General features: G+C 48.8%; 19 protein-coding genes. 8 read left to right on the top strand and 11 right to left on the bottom strand.

Going from position 1 to position 20,292, the window contains the following annotated elements:
- The first annotated feature begins 6 nt into the window (after positions 1-6).
- From ACYVH9_RS28690 to ACYVH9_RS28680, 3 genes are read left to right on the top strand one after another with little or no spacing between them, the layout of a single operon-like run.
- Positions 7-705 carry an ABC transporter ATP-binding protein gene (locus ACYVH9_RS28690; protein ID WP_460639886.1) on the top strand — a complete coding sequence of 233 codons (699 nt, stop codon included), beginning with the start codon at positions 7-9 and terminating at the stop codon, positions 703-705.
- 12 nt (positions 706-717) lie between these two features.
- On the top strand, positions 718-2,115 hold the full coding sequence (locus tag ACYVH9_RS28685; protein WP_460639885.1) for an ABC transporter permease subunit: 1,398 nt from the start codon (positions 718-720) through the stop codon (positions 2,113-2,115).
- A gap of 2 nt (positions 2,116-2,117) precedes the next feature.
- Positions 2,118-3,581 (top strand): DUF3526 domain-containing protein, encoded by a 1,464-nt coding sequence (locus tag ACYVH9_RS28680; RefSeq protein WP_460639884.1) that lies wholly within the window; start codon positions 2,118-2,120, stop codon positions 3,579-3,581.
- A gap of 57 nt (positions 3,582-3,638) precedes the next feature.
- Here the strand turns inward: ACYVH9_RS28680 and ACYVH9_RS28675 are convergent, their stop codons facing one another.
- Together ACYVH9_RS28675 and ACYVH9_RS28670 are read right to left on the bottom strand one after the other, a co-directional pair.
- Positions 3,639-4,559, bottom strand: coding sequence for a helix-turn-helix domain-containing protein (locus ACYVH9_RS28675; protein ID WP_460639883.1), 921 nt, complete (start codon positions 4,557-4,559; stop codon positions 3,639-3,641).
- Positions 4,560-4,571: 12 nt separating this feature from the next.
- The gene (locus ACYVH9_RS28670; RefSeq protein WP_460639882.1) at positions 4,572-5,471 is read right to left on the bottom strand and encodes an NmrA family NAD(P)-binding protein; all 900 of its coding nucleotides are present in this window, start codon (positions 5,469-5,471) and stop codon (positions 4,572-4,574) included.
- Between the two features lie 777 nt (positions 5,472-6,248).
- On the opposite strand from ACYVH9_RS28670, the gene ACYVH9_RS28665 reads away from it, so the two are divergent.
- Entirely contained in the window at positions 6,249-8,198 is a 1,950-nt protein-coding gene (locus ACYVH9_RS28665; protein WP_460639881.1) for a hypothetical protein, read from the top strand.
- 82 nt (positions 8,199-8,280) lie between these two features.
- Here the strand turns inward: ACYVH9_RS28665 and ACYVH9_RS28660 are convergent, their stop codons facing one another.
- Both ACYVH9_RS28660 and ACYVH9_RS28655 read right to left on the bottom strand, forming a co-directional pair.
- Complete coding sequence (locus ACYVH9_RS28660) at positions 8,281-8,919, bottom strand: hypothetical protein (RefSeq protein ID WP_460639880.1); 639 nt, start codon at positions 8,917-8,919, stop codon at positions 8,281-8,283.
- 185 nt (positions 8,920-9,104) lie between these two features.
- Positions 9,105-9,962 carry a chromate resistance protein ChrB domain-containing protein gene (locus ACYVH9_RS28655; RefSeq protein WP_460639879.1) on the bottom strand — a complete coding sequence of 286 codons (858 nt, stop codon included), beginning with the start codon at positions 9,960-9,962 and terminating at the stop codon, positions 9,105-9,107.
- Positions 9,963-10,502: 540 nt separating this feature from the next.
- On the opposite strand from ACYVH9_RS28655, the gene ACYVH9_RS28650 reads away from it, so the two are divergent.
- Complete coding sequence (locus ACYVH9_RS28650; RefSeq protein ID WP_460639878.1) at positions 10,503-10,757, top strand: hypothetical protein; 255 nt, start codon at positions 10,503-10,505, stop codon at positions 10,755-10,757.
- A 6-nt stretch (positions 10,758-10,763) separates the two neighbouring features.
- On the opposite strand, the gene ACYVH9_RS28645 is transcribed toward ACYVH9_RS28650, so the two are convergent.
- The 5 genes from ACYVH9_RS28645 to ACYVH9_RS28625 all read right to left on the bottom strand — a co-directional run bounded on the left by ACYVH9_RS28645 (position 10,764) and on the right by ACYVH9_RS28625 (position 14,062).
- On the bottom strand, positions 10,764-11,381 hold the full coding sequence (locus ACYVH9_RS28645) for an outer membrane beta-barrel protein (RefSeq protein WP_460639877.1): 618 nt from the start codon (positions 11,379-11,381) through the stop codon (positions 10,764-10,766).
- Positions 11,382-11,775: 394 nt separating this feature from the next.
- The gene (locus ACYVH9_RS28640; protein WP_460639876.1) at positions 11,776-12,384 is read right to left on the bottom strand and encodes a short chain dehydrogenase; all 609 of its coding nucleotides are present in this window, start codon (positions 12,382-12,384) and stop codon (positions 11,776-11,778) included.
- Positions 12,385-13,123: 739 nt separating this feature from the next.
- A complete protein-coding gene (locus ACYVH9_RS28635) occupies positions 13,124-13,327 on the bottom strand; it encodes a hypothetical protein (RefSeq protein ID WP_460639875.1) in 204 nt (67 codons plus the stop codon).
- A gap of 135 nt (positions 13,328-13,462) precedes the next feature.
- The gene (locus tag ACYVH9_RS28630; RefSeq protein WP_460639874.1) at positions 13,463-13,612 is read right to left on the bottom strand and encodes a hypothetical protein; all 150 of its coding nucleotides are present in this window, start codon (positions 13,610-13,612) and stop codon (positions 13,463-13,465) included.
- 240 nt (positions 13,613-13,852) lie between these two features.
- A complete protein-coding gene (locus ACYVH9_RS28625) occupies positions 13,853-14,062 on the bottom strand; it encodes a hypothetical protein (RefSeq protein ID WP_460639873.1) in 210 nt (69 codons plus the stop codon).
- A gap of 251 nt (positions 14,063-14,313) precedes the next feature.
- Here ACYVH9_RS28625 and ACYVH9_RS28620 point away from each other — a divergent pair, with 251 nt between their 5' ends.
- Both ACYVH9_RS28620 and ACYVH9_RS28615 read left to right on the top strand, forming a co-directional pair.
- On the top strand, positions 14,314-14,967 hold the full coding sequence (locus ACYVH9_RS28620; protein ID WP_460639872.1) for a FadR/GntR family transcriptional regulator: 654 nt from the start codon (positions 14,314-14,316) through the stop codon (positions 14,965-14,967).
- A gap of 40 nt (positions 14,968-15,007) precedes the next feature.
- Positions 15,008-16,213, top strand: coding sequence for an MFS transporter (locus tag ACYVH9_RS28615; protein WP_460639871.1), 1,206 nt, complete (start codon positions 15,008-15,010; stop codon positions 16,211-16,213).
- Between the two features lie 38 nt (positions 16,214-16,251).
- Here ACYVH9_RS28615 and ACYVH9_RS28610 read toward each other — a convergent pair whose 3' ends face one another.
- A complete protein-coding gene (locus ACYVH9_RS28610) occupies positions 16,252-18,693 on the bottom strand; it encodes an ABC transporter permease (RefSeq protein WP_460639870.1) in 2,442 nt (813 codons plus the stop codon).
- Between the two features lie 328 nt (positions 18,694-19,021).
- The gene (locus ACYVH9_RS28605; protein ID WP_460639869.1) at positions 19,022-19,282 is read right to left on the bottom strand and encodes a hypothetical protein; all 261 of its coding nucleotides are present in this window, start codon (positions 19,280-19,282) and stop codon (positions 19,022-19,024) included.
- Between the two features lie 21 nt (positions 19,283-19,303).
- On the opposite strand from ACYVH9_RS28605, the gene ACYVH9_RS28600 reads away from it, so the two are divergent.
- Entirely contained in the window at positions 19,304-20,242 is a 939-nt protein-coding gene (locus tag ACYVH9_RS28600; protein ID WP_460639868.1) for a TraB/GumN family protein, read from the top strand.
- Positions 20,243-20,292 lie beyond the last annotated feature (50 nt).

Here is a 20,292-nt window from a genome sequence, read left to right as displayed (position 1 = left end):
AGCACCATGTTGAGAGCGGAAAACTTAACCAAACAGTACGGCCCCCATACCGCCTTATCGAGTCTGAGTTTAACCATTGCCCCGGGCGAAATCTATTGCCTGTTGGGTTCCAATGGGGCGGGTAAATCCACGACCATCAATATCTTTCTGGGCTTTATTGAAGCGACCGAAGGGAAAGCCTATATTGACAATCAGGAGGTTTCCGTCAATAATCAGGCGACGCGGGGGCTCGTCGCCTATATCCCGGAGATTGTCAACCTGTACCCTACGCTGACCGGGATGGAAAACCTGGCATTCTTCAGCGGGCTGTCCGGCTATCGCTATTCCAAACCAGAACTCGTTGAATTCATGAAAACGGCGGGCCTTCAGGAAGACGCCTTCCACAAACGGGTCCATTCCTACTCCAAGGGCATGCGGCAGAAAGTGGGTATTGCCATTGCCCTGGTCAAACAGGCGAAAGCCCTTTTTCTGGACGAACCCACCTCGGGGCTCGACCCCTATGCGGCCAATGAATTTTCCCAGATCATTGCTTCACTTAGCCGGCAAGGAGTAAGCGTCCTGATGGCAACCCATGATTTGCTATTGGCCCAAAGCCTTGGCACCCAAATCGGTATCATGCACCAGGGAACGTTGCGAAAGGAATTAAAATCGGCGGACATCAGCCCCGCCGAGCTTACAAAACTTTACCTCGACTTGGTCAAATAGAACGGTTCTGCCATGATTTATTTACTCATCCGAAAGGAGTTCAAGGAAATTTTCAGGGCCTCGACCATGACCTGGCTATTCGGCGGAGTCCTGGTGTTATTGGGCCTGGCGATCTACAATGGGTTCACCTACCACCATACCCGGCAGCAGGTCCTGTCGGTCTCCCAGGAAATTACGTATCAGCAGTTTATTAACCAGGGCGATAAAAACCCCCATATCGGTGCTCACTTTGGTTTTTACGCGTTCAAGCCTGCCGCCGATCTGGGGATGATCGATAATGGACTTGAACCGTTTACCGGCAATTCTTTTTACCTGGAACCCCATAAACGGGGCATAGTTAAGTACAAGGAGGTGAGTGATTCGACCGCGTTGAGAAGCTTTGGGTTTCTGAACATTGGCTTCTTTATCCAGTTTTTATTGCCGCTGTTCATTTTTCTGATCTGCCACAGTAGTTTCTCTAAAGAATGGGAAAACGGCACTATTAAAATCTTGCTCAACTCCAACATCACCAAAGGACAGTTGATCGCGGGTAAGCTGGCAGCCTGCCTTCTGATTGTTTTCACCATTCTACTGCTGACCGCCGGGGCCGGGTTCTTGCTGTTGACGAAGGAAAATCAGACCGCTGATTTTAGGCATCTTCTCGGCACCTTTCTGCTGTATATGCTGGGTGCTTCGGTATTCGCCCTGCTCATGACCCTGATCGCTTGCGCCACCTCGCTGTTGACCCGGAGCTCCGTCTTGTCGCTGGTGTATCTTTGCGGGTTCTGGCTGTTGGGCCTGTTCCTGATTCCGCGGCTGGCCGGCGAAATTTCCAAAAACATCTACCCGCCCATTACCTCGGTTGAATTTGAAGACGGGACCTTTGCCGAAAAAACGTACGGCGTTGGCAGAGAGGGAACCAAGGACGAACGCCGGGCGATGCTTCGCGACAGCATCATGCGCGCTTATAAGGTAGCTAGGATCGAAGACCTGCCGGTGTATTTTATCCCCATTTCAATTGAGTACTTCGAAGAATCCGATGGTCGGGTCATGGACCGATGGTACAGCAGGATCGATGAAAATGATGCCCGGCAAAAAAAGGTGGTTACCCAAAGCTCCGTGTTATCGCCCTTCATCGCCTTCCGGGATATTTCCATGCACTTGTGCGGATCGGACATGGACACGCATCACAATTTTGCCGAAAGCGCCGAGACCCACCGTCGGCGGGTGGGGGAGTTGGTCGATGACTTTTACCAGCACCATACGGTAGCCACGAAAGCCTTCTGGCAAACCATCCCCCGGTTCCACTACGTCTTCCCCGCGGTTTCCTACCGCCTGCAAAAATCCCTGTTTTCCATCGGCGTAATCAGCGTCTGGCTACTGGCTTCCCTGCTGCTGCTTTATTATTCCTACAAAACCCTGAAAGTTTGATTATGAAATTGTCCTTCTATCAACTTGTTTTTTCGCAGGAATTAAAAATACTGACCCGCAGCCATGTCCTTACCAGTATTTTCGCCTTGGTGGCGGCCATGTTGGTTTCATCCATCTGGATCGGTACCAACAGGTTGCAAAAGCAGAACGAAACGCTGGTCAACGTACGCCAGTCCGAAAAAGCCTTGCGCGACACCCTCAAAACCCGGATTACCCAAATCCGGGAGCGTGGCCTGGTGTACGAGGGCTACATCTGGAATGACCCCACTTTTGTTTACAATGCCGCCCGGAATGAGGGCAGTGCCTATGCCGTCAAGCCGGTATTCTCTTTGCAGGCGTTGAGCTTGGGTCAGAGCGACATTCAGCCCTTTTATTATAAGGTTAACATCGCCAAGAAACAGGCGCTGCTGTTCGAAGAAGAAATTTACAATAGCTTTTTACACTTTTTGGGCCATTTTGACTTCTCGTTTGTGGTCGTCTTTCTGCTTCCACTGGTCATTATCGTTTTTACCTACAATATTCTCTCTTCCGAAAAGGAACAAGGGACCTGGGTCCTGTTAAAAACCAGTAATGTATCCATTGCGCGACTGCTGTTGGCAAAAATGACCCTACGCTATGGGTTGATCGCCTTTTTCTTCTGGGGGATTACCCTCATCATCCTACTCAACCGGGTTGGCGCTTCATTTTTAACGACGCCGAACTGGTGGTGGCTGTTTTCGATGGTTTCGCTGTATTTTCTGTTCTGGTTTGCCCTGACACTGCTGGTCAACAGCTTTTCGATGAATTCGGGGATGAATGCCGTTACGCTCATGCTGGTCTGGTTATTTACCAGCGTATTAGTGCCGGGTATTCTGCAGATAGGGCTTGACAAAACCTACCCGATTCCCAACCGGGTGGAGATGCTGAATCGGGAGCGTGATGCCGTGAACGCCTTTTTTGCCAACGGGGGGGCTGAGATTAGCCGTGACGTATTTGATAACCCCCTGGCCCAGATTCGCCAGGCGCAATACATCACACCCATCATGATTTATGGCTATGGGCTCTTGAACACGAAAACCACGCCCATAAAAGATGCCGCCACGAATACCGCCGAGGTAAAACTGTACGCTCAAATTCAGAAGCAGCAAGCCGCCATTCGCACGGTACAGTTTTTCAGTCCTGCATTGATGATGCAGGAAACCCTGAGTGGATTGGCGGGCACCCACTGGCACCAGTTTAATCGGTTCAGTCAAGATGTTACCCAATTCAGAAAGGAATTGGAAACGTATTTTTTTCCTAAAATGCAGACCGAAGAAACGTACCGTTCCTTCTCGGTCGCCGATGCCGAAGCCATTCCGAAATTTGTGCCGGCGGATTACCGGCGGATCGATTGGATGAATCTGAAAACGAATTTTTTGTTTTACCTGGTCATTTCGCTCATTTTTGTTGCCGTGGGCTATTCAAAAATGCTGGGGATGGAGCGTTAGCGAATGGCCTTAAGCCCATCCAATGGGAGAAGAAGCTGCCGGTCCACCAGCGCTTTATCAATTGAAGGACTGACGAAATGCAACGGGTGAAAGGTGGGTGTTGGCTTTAAACAATTTACTGAACGACTGCGGGTAGTCAAAACCCAGTTCGTAGGCGATTTCGCTCACTGACAAATTCGTTCCGGCAAGCTTTTCCTTGGCTTTCGAAATAATGCGGTCATGCAAATGCTGTTGCGTGCTTTTCCCCGTCAGATTTTTCAAGACGCTACTCAGGTAATTGGGGGAAACATGTAAGAATCCGGCGATTTCAATAACGGTAGGCAATCCTTTTCGCGCTAATGCATCGCTGTCGAAACGGTCCGTCAGCAAGGCTTCCAGCCGAATGAGGATATCGTGGTTACTGACCCTTCGGGTCGTAAATTGACGTTGATAAAACCGCTCAGCGAAATTCAACAGGACCCCGATCTGGCCGATAATGATGGCCTGCGTAAACCGGTCAATCTGCGTGAGGTATTCCTGGCGAATGTTTTGCATCATGCCGGTGAGGATGGCCTCTTCCTGCTCAGAAAGAAACAGGGCCTCATGGACAGCATAATCAAAGAATTCATACTGCCTGATCGTTTTGGCCAGCGGGGTGTGCAACAAGAAATCGGGATGGAAAATCAACAACCATCCCGAATGTTCTAACTGCTCATGGTCACCGGTCTCAATGCCGATTTTTTGCCCTGGTGCCATAAAGGTCATGATGCCCTCCTCAAAATCATACACCTGTTGTCCGTACTTCAAACGGGCTTCAAAGTTTCTTTTCAACGCGATGGCGTAAAAGTCAAGCACCCAGCTCCGGGGGTGATCGTCGGACAATGTCCTCATTGCTTCGAATGGCACGACACTAACCAGCGGATGGGCCGGGCTGGGAAGTTTCCGGAGTTGATGGAACGCACTAATCGTTCGGATGGTGTAAGGCAGTTGGTTTCCCATGATGCAAGATCTTTATTTTTGATGAAATACGGCCGCAAATTCCTGGGCAAAATGGCTCATTTTGACTGTGCCTAATACCGCTGGCCGGTTGCGGTCATAATCTTCGGCAATGATACCGGTATGATGCCCTTTTTGAAGTTCAACCAAGCTGGCCGCCATGTGCGGGGGCATTCCGGCGGCTTCCAGGCGTTTTTGCATCTGTTCGGCCGGAATCACAAGCCACTTCAAATCGGGCATTCCAATCGCTTCGCCCAGCATCCGGGCTACCTCATTACAGGTCAACTCTTCACTGGCTACATAGCGTACATGACGGCCTGTTACCGGCGCCTGTAGTTCCTGGGCAACGGCCGCTGCAATATCAGAAGGGGCCACCAATACCGTGCGGTCCTCTCCGCCATACGCGGCCACCATGATTCCGGTGCTTTTAATGGCCGGGACAAAGCTGTATAAATTATAATAGAAGGACGTGGGCCGAATGTGGGTAATGCTAACCGCGTCCGGCAGTTCGTTTAGGAGCTGTTCCAGGTGATAGGCACCTGCAATGCCGCCGTTGCCGTTGTCCCGGTGCGCCCCCCAACTGCTCAAATTGACGATCCGTTTCAGGCCGGCCTGCCGGATGGCCTCGGCATAGTTGGTACCGATCTGGCGGAAACAGGCCATTGGGTCAATCGTCGGATCAAAATAGCTGATTGGGGGCACCATGGTATAAACAGCGTCTGCTCCCTGGAAGGTTTCGGCTAAAAAATGAGCGTCCTGCACCGAACCGATGGCTGCTGAAGCTCCCAGGGCCTCAATAGCGCCCTGCTTGTCGGAGCGGCTGCTGATCACCGTTACGGTGTGCCCTTGTTGGACCAGTTCTTCGGTGAGGGGTTTACTGATGCGTCCTACTGAACCTGTGACAATGATTTTCATGTGGCGTTTTTTTAGCAAAAATCGCCCGTTACTCGGTCGCAGACTTAACCAAATCTATGGTTGTTGTGTCAATATATAAGACGCCTTGCCCCAGTCAATGCCCAGAGACGGGGCTGCGGCTAAAAAGCAAACTTTAGCGGCTTTCCGCGGTGGAAGGTGATAGCGTTATGGTGCTGCCAACCAATGGGATTCAGTGGGCAAGCGTATAACGATTTGCGTTAATACCGAAAATGGGTTAAAAAACACCTTTTCAATTCGCTGCTTACTTTCTGAATAGTCGTGAAAAAATTTGGCAAGCTACTTGCTACGTACGAAAGGTGTACCTAAGTTTATACCGTCATGTTTTAGAAAAAATAATAGAGGAATACAACCAAGTATTATTACGGATTGTCTTTAGAAATAGAAACCGGATATTAAGAGAATTAAACGTTACTAAAAGTAAGCTGGATACACAGATACAATGAAAAATTAAAAAATTAAGATAATTCATAAAGCGTATGTTACCGTTTTTGAAAATATGTATAATTACTAAGTACTATTGATTGCATTTGAACCCTGATTTTCATCAATTCAGGCTACGGGGGTATACAATCGTATCGCATCGGCCATCTTTGAAAATACCAGGGCACGGATTCATTCCTGAGCACTTAGCTGGTAATCCGCGTTTTTCGGACGGATGCGGTACTGCTGTCCGCGCTTCGCGTGCAATCCAGTCCACCTTTAATACTCTTCGTTAGATCCTGAAAGTGTTAAACTGATTCTTGCGTTGACAGATTTATGCTGAGTTATCGAATACGACATGCCAGGCTGCTGCATGTCAGAGATGTGTTTAAACAGGCAACGGTTGATCACCCCGTTGTAAAATTTATTTTTATAGTTCTGCTGCTGGTTCTGGCTTTTCCGTATATGGACTTTGTCCATATACCGACGCCTGATATTGACAATTCATGGCGTATTGCCCTGGAGTATATTTACCACAAGAAGCTGATCTGGGGAAAGGATGTGCTGTTTACCTATGGCCCCCTGGGGCGTTGGCTTCAGCGGTATACCATCGTTACTAGCCCACTGGAGCTAATGCTCGTGGATACCTTTTTTGCCCTCAATTTAGCGGTACTGCTGTACAGTTTCCTGCCGAAACCGCTTAAGGTCTGGCACCTGTGTTTGTATTTTCTGCTATGGAATATACTGAATAACATGCACGGTGAGTGGATTCATTTCATCTGGTTTTATTCCGTCCTGTATTGGGGGATTCGATACTTGTCTAAACCCAGTGATGGATTACTCGCTTACCTGTTCGTGCTGGGAAGCATCAATTTTTTCATGAAAGCCAATTACGGGGTCATTATTATTGTCTTCATTCTTTCCCTGCTTTCGTACCGCTATTTCAGGCGGCAGGTGACCCTAGCCTGGTTCGCTTCTTCGGTCTTGCTATTGATGGCTTTGTTGTTGCTGGGGGCGTATCTACTGCGGGTGGACCTGATTCGCTATTCGCTGTCCAGTTTACACATTATCAGCGGTTATAATGACGCGCTGTTTCTTTTTCCACCTTACCGAATGCGCTTAATTGCCTTTTCGTACGGGTCGTTTGGTTTGCAGGCCGTTACGGTGGGAGTTTATGGGTATTTTGTAATTAGAAAAAGCCAACGGTCCAGGCAGGAGCCACTCGATACCTTGTTTACGTTATTGTGGACGCTGGTTGTTGGGTTTGTGTTGCTAAAGTATGCCTTTACCCGGGCCGACGACGGGCATATAACGGTTTTTATCAAGCAATCGAGCTTGTTGTTGCTCTTGGTGGCGCTTCTGGTCAAAGAAGAGTGGGTAACGAAACTTTATTTTCTATACCTTGGCTTACACTGTATTTTCTATCTTCTTTTTTGCGTGCCGATCTTTGGAAAGATGCCCGTCAATTACATCGATTTATTTTCCTACAAGGCACAGTTAGTGGTGAATTATTTTCAGAAGGCAAAACGCTGTCAGTACGAATCCCCGAAAGCAACGGTTCCTGAACAAATCCGGAATAGAATCGGTCGTCAAACACTGGATGTCATTCCAAATGAGCTTTCCGAAGTTTATTTTAATGGCTTTAACTACAACCCCCGTCCTACCTTGCAGTCCTATCAAGCCTATAATGCGTACCTGGATGGGAAAAATCGGGAGAAGTACTTGTCAGAAAGTGGCTCCGAATGGATCATGTTCAGCTATGAATCCATTGATAACAAATACCCGCTGGCCGACGAAACGCAGACTTTGTTAGCGGTTTTGCAACGTTACCAGGTGGCGGAAAACACCCCAAAACATCTTTTTTTGAAACGAACCAGCCGGACCAAGCAGTTAAAACTCGTCGCCAACAAGGTGTTACCAGTGCGAATGGGGGAAAAAGTACGGCTGGATGAAGCCGATTCCTTACTGCATGTGATCTACGTTAAACCCCAATACACTTTTTACGGCCAAGCCTTGAAAGCCCTGTTTCAACCACCGCAACTTTCGATGACAATTGCCGCCGAGGACAACTCGGTTGCTACCTACCGGGCCATTCCACCCTTGCTCGCAAAGGGGATGATTGTGAATGCCCGAATCGATAACCTGCGGGAAGCCAAAGAATTTTTGGAAACGCTTCAGGTCAAAAACAAGCGGGTAACAGGTATTCAGTTCGATCAAAAGGTTACATATCAGCCTGGGTTCGAGCCGACGATGGAGGTAACCATTCAGTCCTATCTTCTGGAATGAAAAAGAATAGTTACGGAGCTCCATCCCGTTTTTTATGGCCATATCCTGGATAGCTGCTGTATTTCCAAAGCAGTTCAATCGGTTACTTAGTCGCTAGGAGTCTGAGCGTGGCTGTGGGTGCTGGGGTATTCAATTTTACTTCTTGGGTGGTTGTTTCCACGCCGTTGCTCACAGTGAGGTGGTACACCCCGTCGGGCAGGTTACTCATATCCAACCGGTAACGCACCGCCCCTTGATTTTTCCCAATGCGCTGGGCAAAGACGGGCTCACCTTTCGCATTGCGCAACTGCACCAGAACCGGGCTGGTGGTTTGTTTTTGAACGGCTACCTGCAACTTGCCCTCGGTGGTGGTGTAGATGCCGGTCTGGAAAGCGGCTGCTTTTTTGGGTTCTTTCGGGTTCGCATTAACGGCGTTGAAGGAAGCAGCTGTTAAGGCAACGGCAACGAGCAAGGTGTTGATCAGGGCTTTCATGGCGTCTATTGTTTTAAGGATTGTTGTTCTGTTTGATGAATCAAAGGTCGGCAGGTTGGCTAGCAAAGCCTGTCGCAAATGAGTCAACTCCTGGTACTTTTGGGAAAAGTGCTCAAGGGCCTCTATCAATGGGTGGGTTTCGAGTGGGAAAAGACGATGTACAGCATCCCGCTTTTGCGTCCACCCGCGTGCTGAAAGAAAACCGTTATTGATTGAACTGCGGCTAAAGGATGGGTAGGCTTTTCCCATGACCTATAGTTGCATTGAATAAACTAAATTCCTCAGTGGTTACCAAGTATGAACCGTGGTAGGGGTATTTGCCTGAACACCGGATGGGGGCGATTCCCATTCCGCCTAGTACACCAGCAACGGATAAGGGCATCACGATCTTTTGCAAGAACACACGCTTCAGCACTTCTCCACCCGCGTGAAGTTTATTCGTTCGCACCCGGTTTACTTTTTAACCAGTTTTTTCGGTATTCGGATGGGTTTTGCCCCAGGTGAAGTTTGAAAATACGGGTAAAATGACTCTGATCGGAGAAGCCGGTTAAGTACGCGATTTCGGTAAGGGTATAGCGGGTCGTTTCCAACAAGTGCAGGGCTTTCTCAATGCGTAACTTACGGATGTATTGCCCGAACGATAAGTCATCGAAATAACGGGCAAAGGTGCGTGAAACGTAAGCTGGGTTGACATCCAGACTTTGCGCCAATTCAGTTAAGGATAAGGTCAGATTCGTGTCCATTTGATCCTGAATGGCTTCTTTTAACCCCTCTACCCAGGCTGGTGGTTTTTTGTTACCCGTTGGCTTTAAATAGCTATGCAGCACCTGTAATAACAGCCGCTCGGTAGGGCTCTGGGTATGCTGGGTGGATTGCAGGTGCTTGGACCAGCTATAGAGTGCGTCGTATAGAACTAGGGCTTGCGTCAATAACTGCTGGTCATCGGTGATATTGAAAGCCAGGCCCGCCGAGATGGCCCATAGCCCCGCCGATTGGGCTGCCAAAGCATGATCGTCCGTATCGGCACCTCGAATGATGGGTGCCATAGCTTGCAGCGCTGGATCAGCAAGGTTGTGTTTTTGTAGAAAGTAGTCGAAGGTACAACGGTCTTCATAGTGGGTGTATTCGACACCCGGCACATCGAAGGGCGTTGCCTGTAAGCTTTGAGCTTGCTGGAGAACCTGGTCTTCCGGTACAAAAAAAATGGTGGCCTCCTGGTCAATGAATCGTTTGATGAGCCAGGGGCAAGCCAGGCGATCTATTTTTGGTCGTTCGCGGGTGATCCAGTTCATGGTACGAACTTACAGCTTAGCTGGCAGATTTGGATTATTTTTATTCTCTTAAAGACGTTCGCATTAAGAGGCATGCACGAATACCCTCTCAAGGGCTGCTGTCCGTGTTTTAATTGGGGAAGACGGACGTAGGCGATTTTCCAATTCATGGGAAGTACTGTAGGTTATGCTGCTACCCATTTCTGCTGGGCCGTTAGGCAATCGGGTCGTAATCCTAAGCCCAAAGAACGATCTGGAAAACGAAGAAAATTAGTGTTATTGAAAGCTTTTCCCGAAAGGAGAATGGTGCTGGATATTCCGGTGATGCTGACCCCATTCCGGCCTTATTGTCCCCTCTAACTAGGTTTTGATTCCGGGCCTTTGATGGACTGACAATTTTACCTCTTTTTCGCAAACTTTCACCTTTCAATTCGATGCGGTACGAAGTATGTCCCAACCGATTAAAGGACAAAAAAGTGCATTATATCACGGTCAACCGGTTTGAGGAGCAATAGGATAGAATTCAAACCGACTGGTGATGTTCGTCCCGGAGATGATCCTTTGTCTGCCTGGGTTTATCTCCTGGCAGTCGATAGGGGGATATTGGGGTTATTTAGCCTGTTGGTGTTCGGACTGGGTTTTGCCTGCGCGTACCAACTGTATCATGCCGAAGTCTGGGAGCAGAAACCCGTTCAGGCACAGCAGGAACTGGCCGCGTATCGTGAATTTGTCCAGTGGCTCGTCACGCAAAAAAACTACAAAAACGCTTTGAAGCAGCATAACCAGCAGGTGAACGAAGGGGCAAAAAAGCGGTAGTGGATGCTACTGGCCAAAGAGAACAGAGAAACCGACTGCTAGTGTCACGCTTTTCTGACGGTAAGAATAGGGACTGTGGCCCGGATCGGGCACCAACGTGCTGGTCCAATACCCTCTTTCGGTACCAACGTTGTAATTCAATCCGGCGTTTAAGGCGACATTCCGATGAATAAAATAAGCCACACCCACATTTGGGGAGAAGGTGCTGGTAAAGACTTTAATCACCATAACATTCACAGGAGGTCCGTACTCAGCCTGGCGGTCTTTGCCCCATTGATACGAGTAGCTGAATCCAAGAAACGGTTTGACTTTTGCCTTTCCCAGATAATACCGGACCGCGGGGCCGATACCAATTTGGCGATTGAGTGCGTCGTTATAAACGTATTCGGAATTGGTTTTCTGGACCTTGTAAGGCACCGCTAGCGCAAGCAGCAGGTTCTTCGCTAGAAAATAGCCTACGGTAGGCGTTAGATCCATGCCAGATGAGTGCCCTTGCTCGTATCTAAGTTTTTGATAGGAAAAATCGCCCACTTGTGCCCCGATGATCCAACGTCCTTTTTCAGTTTGGGCCATCGTGCTTAAGCTGGTGGTGAGCAGCAGTACGGCGAGTGCAGCCTTCTTCATGGCTAGTTGGTCAAAGGGAATACGTATGTTCGTTTGATGGGTTAACAACGAACCAAAGCTGTTCTAATTGCGCAAACTGTTGCCGACGTTATTTGTACCATTTGTAGGGCTGTTCTATACGTTACGTGGCCTGTTGTCGAAGTAGCTTACCTACAGGGAACCCTATTCTGATTTCCTTGTAGGTAAGCTACCCAAATCTTGGATTCTTACCACCTCGTAAACCTAATGGTCACCGCGGTCAATTTTGGGTAAAAATCGGACAACCTATTTCAGTGTAAGACAATATACGCTTTCGACTACCTTTTTCAACGGCCTACTCAACGGTCCACTAGTGGACCGTTGAGTAGGTTTAGGGAGTTGGTCCGAGTGGGTTTGACTACTCCAGCCCAGCTGTTTAAGCCGGGGCGTGGCCGTCCACAAAAATCGCAGCTCCGTTTTGGCCGCTCTCCACGGCCTTCAGATAAGTTCTGGCTACCGTTGCAGCCGTCGGAAATTGTGCTTCATCCATGCCAAACATACTTGCGGTCTCGGCAACCAGGGGCGGGTGAACAATAACCACTCGACGGTTCTCGGTCATTTCTAAAGCGGCTCCTCTGACAAAACCTTCCAGGCCCGCATTGACCATGGCAACCATCGAGGTATTCGGCCAGGGTGTATACGCTAGTATCCCCCCCGTCATCACAAACGCACCGTTGGGCCGAATCTTAACTAATCCTTTTCGCAGCGCATTGATCTGGCCCATCAGCTTACTGGACAACGTCACCTCAATTTGCGAGTTGGTTAGTTGGCCCAGGGAACTAAAAGCGGCATCCCCACCAATAGCCAGCATCGCGTCCACCTCAGGCATCTGCTCGTAAAAGGCATCGAGGCTCTTCAGGTCGGTAAAGTCCAGGCTGGGCTGCGTTGAACGGGAGGCCTCAATAACCTGGTGCCCCTGTTGGGTGAAAAGACTGGCCACGGCTTTTCCAATAGTGCCCGAGGCTCCAATCACTAACACTTTCATGGTTATATATTTAAGTAAGAAATCATTAGTAGTTCAATGGATTCTATAAGGGTGTTTTTGCCATTCACCTATCCTTCCTCAAAAATCTGATCTGCCTTCTGAAAATGGTCTTTTGACGGGCAGTAGCCTTCAAAACCACACTCATCCAGGGCTGACTAACTGGCCAGTTCTTTTTTAGATACCCGCTAACGTAAGTTAGTCTGAATCATGATGCCCGTTTGGTTGCGGCCCTCCTGAATCAGCGTGGTCCGATGTGAGTTATCCTCCTGCCAAATCTGATCCACAATTCCCCTTCACTCCCCACGAGACTCTGCTGCTGCGTGGCCATAGGGTCCCTCCCTATTCCTCAATCAGAGCGGCATCCTCCTAAGACTCGCTCCCTAAAGAGCCCTGTGTCAAGTGAGCTTTGTTGCCACTTCCTTCTTTTCTGAAGGATCACCGCTCCACTACCACTGGCACTTCAATAGCCCTGGTTTTAGCGCTACAAGAATACGGGAAGGCTCAGGAAACGAGGTGGATTCCTGTTCGGAAAGGGTGGACTATTGTTCGGAAAGAGCTGAACGACGGAAATTAAGGGATAAAACCTTGAATTCTTCCGAAAAAACCCGGTTAAAATATTTCGGATCCTTATAACCAACGGCATCGGCCACTCCTGCAATGTTCAGTCTGGTCGAGTCAGTAAGTCTTTGGCTTTGCGCAAGCGCAGGACCCGAATAAAGCGGATAGAAGCAGTGTGCCATTACCCAAAGCGGTATTGCAGCTTGGGGACCAATCGAAATACAAAGCCTTCCGCAACGGCCGATGTGTCGAATGTCAGGTTTTGGTTTTTATTATTCTCGAGTAAAAACTGGTTAATGGCAGTGTAGGCTTCGTAATTCGTAAAGACTCCCTCCACAACGACGATTGCGTTTGGTACAATGCCTTTTTCAGGCTCAGTGAGCATGACAGTTGCCATTTTTGCTGATCTCAGTAAGAATTTTTTGCTAAGATACCATGCTATCTTTCAATTTAACATTGAGATTGTGATATTTTATCAATTGGTGTAACGTAACTTCTCACAGAACCCCTTACCGCATCCTTAGTAAGGGAGGGGCCATTGGCAGAACGTTTCGTATTTGCCGAGTCCAAGTTCCTTAAAAAGCCGCTTTGCCTCTTTCTGGGTTGAAGCCTCAATGTACTTGATCCGCATCTCGCCATTTTTCTGGAAGGTAAATCGGAATGTCTTCATTCGCTATCCAGTTTATGATGCAGGATCAACGTATAGGGGTCGTGATCGGATTTAAAAAGTGATTAATTGGCAATATGATAGGCGCTAGAGGGAGGTTTGAGTACCCGTTCAGGAGGGCGTCCGATTTGGCCTGAATGGATCCGTGTTGGATACCTTTCAAAAGTAAAACAGCCGTTCGGGTACCTAATTACCGGCTAATTGAAGGCGTTACCGCCGGGAAACATAACGTTTTCTGCCTTATCAAAAGCTATCAATCCGTTTGTTCATAAACCGAACCCCAAGGAGCGTGTAGAGGGCAATGGCCAACGTCTCATAAAAAGCTTCGAAATACTCGTGATGATACACGCCCGTCCGGTAATCCTGGACCCAGTCAACCAAGGCAAAACCGTACCATAAGAAGCAGGTGAGAACGCCTAATACCAACAGGATTGCGTATAACTGGCTTTTCATAGTTTTTTGACAGGTGTTGATTCTGAGTGGATTTCGATCGGCTTCGTTCTTAGCCAATTGATAAACGAAATCCCTCATGAATAGTTCTATTTTAACATTTGCTAGCTCACCTTCGCTTTACGCTTTCTACCTGACCGCATGTAGCAAGGCGCAGCTGTTGAGTCAGTTGAAGCTTTTTTGGTTGGAATGGTTGGCCTTTCTTATCTACTTATTACCTTTGTAATCATCAGACGACCGGACGAAATAGTTGTATGTCAAATCTTCAGCGAAAATCGCTAGCCCAGGAAGTTGCCGAAACCATTCTGCAAGACATTCAGAATGGACGGTACGCAATCAATGAAAAGTTGCCCACGGAGCCAGATTTTATGAAAACGTTTGGCGTAGGGCGATCGACGGTCAGGGAAGCCATCCGGTACCTGGCGCAATCGGGCTACGTCAACCCTTTGCAAGGAATTGGCACCTTTGTGATCAGTAATGCCGGGAATGAATCGCTGGATAATACGGTTCAACGAGCCGATTTCGCGGAATTAGTTGAAGTACGACAGCTCCTGGAAATAAAAATTGCGGAAAAAGCAGCCCTTAACCGCAACGATGATCATTTGCAAAGGTTGAAAGCCGAATTGGAAAAACGGAGACATTATGCACTTGAAGATAAACTGGAGGAGTGTCTTCAAGCCGATATTCAATTTCACATCCTGCTGGCCGAAAGCTGCGGTAACCAGCTTTTGTATAAGCTTTACAAAACTGTTTCCGTACAACTCACTGAGTTTTTTTCCAGGGCCTACACGAATACCGACGTGTTTTTAAAAAGTCAAAAACTGCATGAAGAGCTCTACGAATGCATCAGGGTTCAGAATCCCGTTAAAACCCTGCGTATTGTGAATAAAATCATTAGTACACTCTAATTTTTCCATTAAATCATCAGGTCGTCTGATGAATATGCCCATGAAAACGACCGCTTCCCTGACTTATACCAGCGCGACCACCTATCGAATCCTGTTTGCTATTAGCGTCTCCCACCTGCTCAATGATGTAATTCAATCCATCATTTCGGCAATATACCCCCTGTTGAAAAACGATTATGGACTCACGTTTGCGCAAATAGGCATCATTACCTTGGCCTATCAACTGACAGCCTCAATTTTGCAGCCATTCGTCGGGTTGTACACCGATAAAAACCCGTTTCCCAAGGCGGTGGTATTTGGGATGTGTTTCTCGCTGGCAGGGTTGCTGATTCTGGCCTTTGGACGAAATTTCCCCACCATTCTGGGAGCCGTTAGTTTGGTGGGGGTTGGTTCTTCTATTTTTCACCCGGAAGCTTCCCGAGTGGCTCATTTAGCCTCTGGTGGAAAGAAAGGGCTTGCGCAATCCATCTTTCAAGTGGGTGGGAACCTCGGCAGTGCCATCGGCCCCCTGCTGGCTGCTTTGATTGTGGTTCCCATGGGGCAGTCTTACATCAGTCTGTTTGCGATCATGGCCTTGTTCGCCATTGTCATTTTAGGGTATGTAAGCCGGTGGTATCAGCTGAATATGGTCCCTAAAACGGTGAAAAACGAACCGATCGACGTAGCGCGCACCAACCGTTTCAGCAAACGAACCGTTACCTTTTCCATTCTCATTTTGCTGGCTCTGATGTTCTCGAAGTTTTTCTATATGGCTTCGATGACCAACTATTTCACCTTCTTTTTGATCGAAAAGTTTGACGCCACTGTTCAGCAATCGCAGCTCTATCTTTTTGCATTTCTGGCCGCCGTTGCCATTGGAACTATCGCTGGTGGCCCGATCGGAGATCGGTACGGTCGGAAAATCGTGATTTGGTCTTCCATCCTTGGAGCAGCTCCGTTCGCCTTGCTCTTGCCCTATGTAGGGCTGGAAATGACCGTATTGCTTTCTATCGTCATTGGACTTCTGATTGCATCGGCTTTTTCGGCTATTCTGGTTTACGCCACTGAGCTGATCCCGGGTAAAGTAGGCGCGATTGCGGGGCTGTTCTTTGGCCTGTCCTTTGGCATGGGTGGTATTGGGTCGGCTTTGTTGGGCTGGCTGGCCGACCTGCAAGGAATTCGGTTCGTTTTTTCAATTACGCCTTATTTGCTTTTGATTGGTTTGGTTACTTATTTTCTGCCGAATATTGAGCGTGAAAAAACATAAAGGGAGGTCAGTCGTGCCTTTTCTCACGATGATCTCTTTTATTCGTTCTTCAGAACTTTCGCCGGATTACTTTTTGCGGCCTTCCACGTCTGTGATCCGATCATCAGGAAGGCGATCAGCAGGACCACCACTAAGCCGACGCATAACTCAGCAACCTGAACGGGGGTGTGATACGGAAAATGAGTAAGCACGACGTTCTCAAAGAACAAGTAGGTTATGGGCAGGGCAATGAGTGCCGCTATTGTCAGCAGGATGAGAAAACCGCGGCTCAATAAGAAGATCAGGTTGCCCGGACTTGCGCCCATCACTTTGCGGATGCTGATCTCTTTCAGCCGGGTTTCGGTGGTGAAGGCCACCATGCCAAACAAACCCATCGATGCGATTGAAATGGCCAGCAGGGAAAGGAAACCAATGATCTTGATCAGGGTCGAAAATTCGCTGTAGGCTTCTTCAATGGCTTCGTCAAAAAATTGGGCCTCAAAAGGATGAACTCGATCGGTCTTCTTCCAGGCTGTCTCGATCCTGGCAAGGGTCGCGCTCATATCGGTGCTTTGAATTTTGGCGTTAATCATGGCTCGGTCTCCGGGTGTCCAGAACATAAAGGCGACGGGTTCAATGAGGTTTTCGACCTTCCCATAGTGAAAGTCTTTCATGACACCAACAATAGTCATCTTGCGTCCTTTTACGCTGAAGCTACTGAAGGTAATTTCTTTCCCAATGGCTTTTACGGGATCATGGCCCGCGATGTTGAATCGTTTCAAGAATTGCTGGTTAACGATCAGTTCCGTGGCGGCTTCAGCGGTAGTGGGTCGTGCCCTGAAATTTCCCCCGGCAACCAGTTTGTATTCATGCAGGGACAGGTAGTTTTCGTCGACGTGGTTGGTCATGACTAAGGCAGAGTCACGCGAGTCGCTGTATTTTACGAAACCGCCCCAGGCATTTCCGACGCTGGTGATGATTAACGACCGGGATAGCGCGGTCACTTCCGGCATTTGGCCCAGTTCCTTGAGAAAGGCATCCGGCTTATTTCCCTGCATGTCAATGTTCAGGATGTTTTCCGTGTTGAAACCCAGGTCGAAGGCAAGAATGTTTTTATACTGCACGTAGCCAATGGCGGTGGTCGTTATAAAAATCAGGGTGAGTGTGTATTGAATTACAACCAGAGCGCGTCGGAGGCTGACGTGTCTAAACACCTGCACGGATGACACGTTCCGCAGCGCATTGATCGCGCTGACATTTGAAAAGTAGAGGGCCGGCATGAAGCCGGCTATACTACCAACGAGGACCGAAAAAAGGATGAAGGCTATGGTCATTGTTGGAGTGAGCTCGAGCTTCACCATGCGCTGCATTTCCGGAGCCAGGTTGATCAATTCCGGCCGCAAAACAACGAAGAGGAAGTAGGAAAGCACCAGGGCAGCCAGGGAAATCATGATGGCTTCCACCAGGAATTGTTGCCACACCTGGTTCTTTCCGGCCCCGATTGCTTTGCGAAGACCTATTTCCTTAAAACGGCGCATGGCCCGTGCCATTGAAAGGTTGGTATAGTTGAAACACGCCGACAAAATTACCACCAGGGCAAGCCCGCCGAGGATCCAAAGCAGTACAGGAGACAGGTGAGGCCCCATGGATCCAGGCCCTCCCTCGGAGCGACGGAGGGTTTCTCCAACCACAATCTTGTGCAGGGGAAGAAGCTCGAGTTGAATCTTCGTAGTTTCTCCGGCGAGATTTTCTTGCCTGGCAATACCGTCGAGCTGCGACTGGATGGAAGCCAGGTTCGCCTTTTCCGGCAGCAGGAGGTATACATAATTGGACGACATGCTGGTCCATTTTTCGAAGTCTTTGTTGTTTTTGTTGAGCTGCTCGGCTGTCGACAACGATACCAATGCTTCGAAGTGGATGTGCGAAAAGAAGGGGACATCCTTCATAATACCGGTCACCCGGTAATCGAGCGTATCAAACCGGATAGCCTTGCCCAGCGCAGGCTGGTTGCCAAATAGCTTTTTCGCTGCTGTTTCCGTGAGAACGATCGAGTAAGGATATTTCAGGGCTGTCTCGGGACTGCCTTCCAGCATAGGAAATGTAAACAGCCTGAACACCGACGGCTCTGCCCAGAAGCCCTTGAGCGGGAGTATAGTAGCTCCGACCTTGGCATCCTGTGAAAAGTCGGTGCGCATAATCGCCACATCTTCAATATCGGTCACTTTTTCCCGGATAAGCTTTCCGGTTTTTAAGGAGGTGGTGGCAAACTTGCCGCCGGACCCTGATCCGCGGGGGTCACGCTTTGCAGAGAGCACATTGGTGATGCGATAGATCCGTTCACCGTGCTGGTGGAACTTATCGTAGGAACGCAGGTCGAGTACGAATGCGATCAGCAATAGGCCAACGGACATGCTGATGGCAAGGCCCGTGATATTGATAAACGAGAAGAGCTTGTTGCGCGTTAGGTTGCGTCCTCCTGTTTTAAGGTAACTTCCGATCATTGATCTTTTGTTAAACGGTAACAAATGGTGGTCATAGACCGAATTTCTTGTGACGAACTTGAAAGCCCGGTTCCGGAACGATCTGCTTCGTGTGGGGTAACCCAACGTACTGCCCGTTCCGCCCGAAAGGCTAGCTCGTTTGATCCCATGAAGTTCGTCCCGTACTCCTGGATTTTCCAGTAAATCACCGGCGAGGCTTAAGGCTATCCCCAGCCTGCTGGTCGCTGAAACGGCCTATTTCCGTTAGGAGCCGTGAAGCCCAGGTTGAGGTAATGCATGAGCCCAAAACGAACAAATCAAATCTGATGCCAGGGCTGAAAACGAGCCTTCAGGAACGCTGGGCCTTACCTAGGTTGGTGTCCTTGTCCAGAAGCGGACATGTTGCTGTCCAGGATTGGACAGCAACAGGAAGGTCAGTTGGTGCTGTAAAACGGATACGGGCTTCAACAGGCATCTGCTCAGTAACGAGTGTCAGTTGATAGGCCAATTGACGGAATTTTACAAAATGCTTCCCAAAGAACAACCAGGATAACTTTAAGTAGGGTGGCAAAAGGTGTTTGGTGAAGCGGGTCTTATCCGCTACATTCATACACCTTTTCAGGCTATTGCTATGAAATGCAAGTTGTCGTTTTTCCTGCTTGGACCCTTGTGGCTGCTTTCATCCTACGCTTACGCTATGGGGCCAGAACGCACCGCAGACAGTACCGCTAATCCGCCCACCATACTGTGGAAAATCACTGGTCCTGCCTGCCCAAAACCGTCCTATTTATTGGGAACAGATCACCTGGTTGACGCAGAATGGCTCTTTGAATACCCGGAAATGCAAAAGGTCATTGACAGCACCGAATTTATTCTGACCGAAGCGTTTTCCACGGAGCCACCAGCTACGTTAAGCACACGGCCTAAAAATTCATTAAAAGCCCTGCCATTGCTTACTCCCAAGCAATACACGACTCTTGATTCCTTCTTTGTGGCCCGGGTTGGTGAAGGAATCAACGGGAACGAGGATGCCCAGAACATGTCGGTCGCCGAGATGGAGGCTGCGATCCTGATGACCCTCGTTGCTCATACCAAGGGAGCCAATGGCGTTACCAAATCGATGGATCTGGACTTAGTTAAGTTTTATCAGAAACTGGGTAGGAAAGGGGATCGGTTGGATCGAATGAAAACGACAGCGTTTGATTCAACAAGCATTGAACAGGCCAGGCAGTACCTGACTCGTTCCTTGAGGTATATTGAAGGCAGTGACCAGCCTGGCTGGACTATTTACGGGAAAGAAGGTGGAAAAAAGGACGTTGCTCGCTACAGGAGCATGCGCATTGACTACAAGCTGGAGGAAAGGGCCAATTTTTCCACTACAGCGGATTTCGACTTTATTCCGATGGATGTACGTAACCGGGAATGGATGAGCAAAATTACCGCCACTATTTCCACGAAACCTTGCCTGATAGCGGTAGGGCTTAATCACCTGCGGTATCGAACAGGCGTTATTCGCTTGTTACGTGAGCGGGGATACCGGGTGGAACCGGTCCTCTTAAAAAAACCGTGACAACCTACCCTTTGCAGGTTCCTTTCGGCTCTAGGTTATAAGTTACTCCT

It is taken from the genome of Larkinella harenae, assembly GCF_054780515.1.
The sequence above is the reverse complement of the archived record's forward strand: the minus strand, read 5'-3'. Positions and strand labels throughout refer to the sequence as shown.

What these genes read in the sequence shown, in the direction of transcription:
- ACYVH9_RS28690 (WP_460639886.1), top strand. Translation starts at nt 7, where the DNA reads ATGTTGAGAGCGGAAAACTTAACCAAACAGTACGGCCCCCATACCGCC.
- ACYVH9_RS28685 (WP_460639885.1), top strand. Translation starts at nt 718, where the DNA reads ATGATTTATTTACTCATCCGAAAGGAGTTCAAGGAAATTTTCAGGGCC.
- ACYVH9_RS28680 (WP_460639884.1), top strand. Translation starts at nt 2,118, where the DNA reads ATGAAATTGTCCTTCTATCAACTTGTTTTTTCGCAGGAATTAAAAATA.
- ACYVH9_RS28675 (WP_460639883.1), bottom strand. Translation starts at nt 4,559, where the DNA reads ATGGGAAACCAACTGCCTTACACCATCCGAACGATTAGTGCGTTCCAT.
- ACYVH9_RS28670 (WP_460639882.1), bottom strand. Translation starts at nt 5,471, where the DNA reads ATGAAAATCATTGTCACAGGTTCAGTAGGACGCATCAGTAAACCCCTC.
- ACYVH9_RS28665 (WP_460639881.1), top strand. Translation starts at nt 6,249, where the DNA reads ATGCTGAGTTATCGAATACGACATGCCAGGCTGCTGCATGTCAGAGAT.
- ACYVH9_RS28660 (WP_460639880.1), bottom strand. Translation starts at nt 8,919, where the DNA reads ATGGGAAAAGCCTACCCATCCTTTAGCCGCAGTTCAATCAATAACGGT.
- ACYVH9_RS28655 (WP_460639879.1), bottom strand. Translation starts at nt 9,962, where the DNA reads ATGAACTGGATCACCCGCGAACGACCAAAAATAGATCGCCTGGCTTGC.
- ACYVH9_RS28645 (WP_460639877.1), bottom strand. Translation starts at nt 11,381, where the DNA reads ATGAAGAAGGCTGCACTCGCCGTACTGCTGCTCACCACCAGCTTAAGC.
- ACYVH9_RS28640 (WP_460639876.1), bottom strand. Translation starts at nt 12,384, where the DNA reads ATGAAAGTGTTAGTGATTGGAGCCTCGGGCACTATTGGAAAAGCCGTG.
- ACYVH9_RS28635 (WP_460639875.1), bottom strand. Translation starts at nt 13,327, where the DNA reads ATGCTCACTGAGCCTGAAAAAGGCATTGTACCAAACGCAATCGTCGTT.
- ACYVH9_RS28630 (WP_460639874.1), bottom strand. Translation starts at nt 13,612, where the DNA reads ATGAAGACATTCCGATTTACCTTCCAGAAAAATGGCGAGATGCGGATC.
- ACYVH9_RS28625 (WP_460639873.1), bottom strand. Translation starts at nt 14,062, where the DNA reads ATGAAAAGCCAGTTATACGCAATCCTGTTGGTATTAGGCGTTCTCACC.
- ACYVH9_RS28620 (WP_460639872.1), top strand. Translation starts at nt 14,314, where the DNA reads ATGTCAAATCTTCAGCGAAAATCGCTAGCCCAGGAAGTTGCCGAAACC.
- ACYVH9_RS28615 (WP_460639871.1), top strand. Translation starts at nt 15,008, where the DNA reads ATGAAAACGACCGCTTCCCTGACTTATACCAGCGCGACCACCTATCGA.
- ACYVH9_RS28610 (WP_460639870.1), bottom strand. Translation starts at nt 18,693, where the DNA reads ATGATCGGAAGTTACCTTAAAACAGGAGGACGCAACCTAACGCGCAAC.
- ACYVH9_RS28605 (WP_460639869.1), bottom strand. Translation starts at nt 19,282, where the DNA reads ATGAATGTAGCGGATAAGACCCGCTTCACCAAACACCTTTTGCCACCC.
- ACYVH9_RS28600 (WP_460639868.1), top strand. Translation starts at nt 19,304, where the DNA reads ATGAAATGCAAGTTGTCGTTTTTCCTGCTTGGACCCTTGTGGCTGCTT.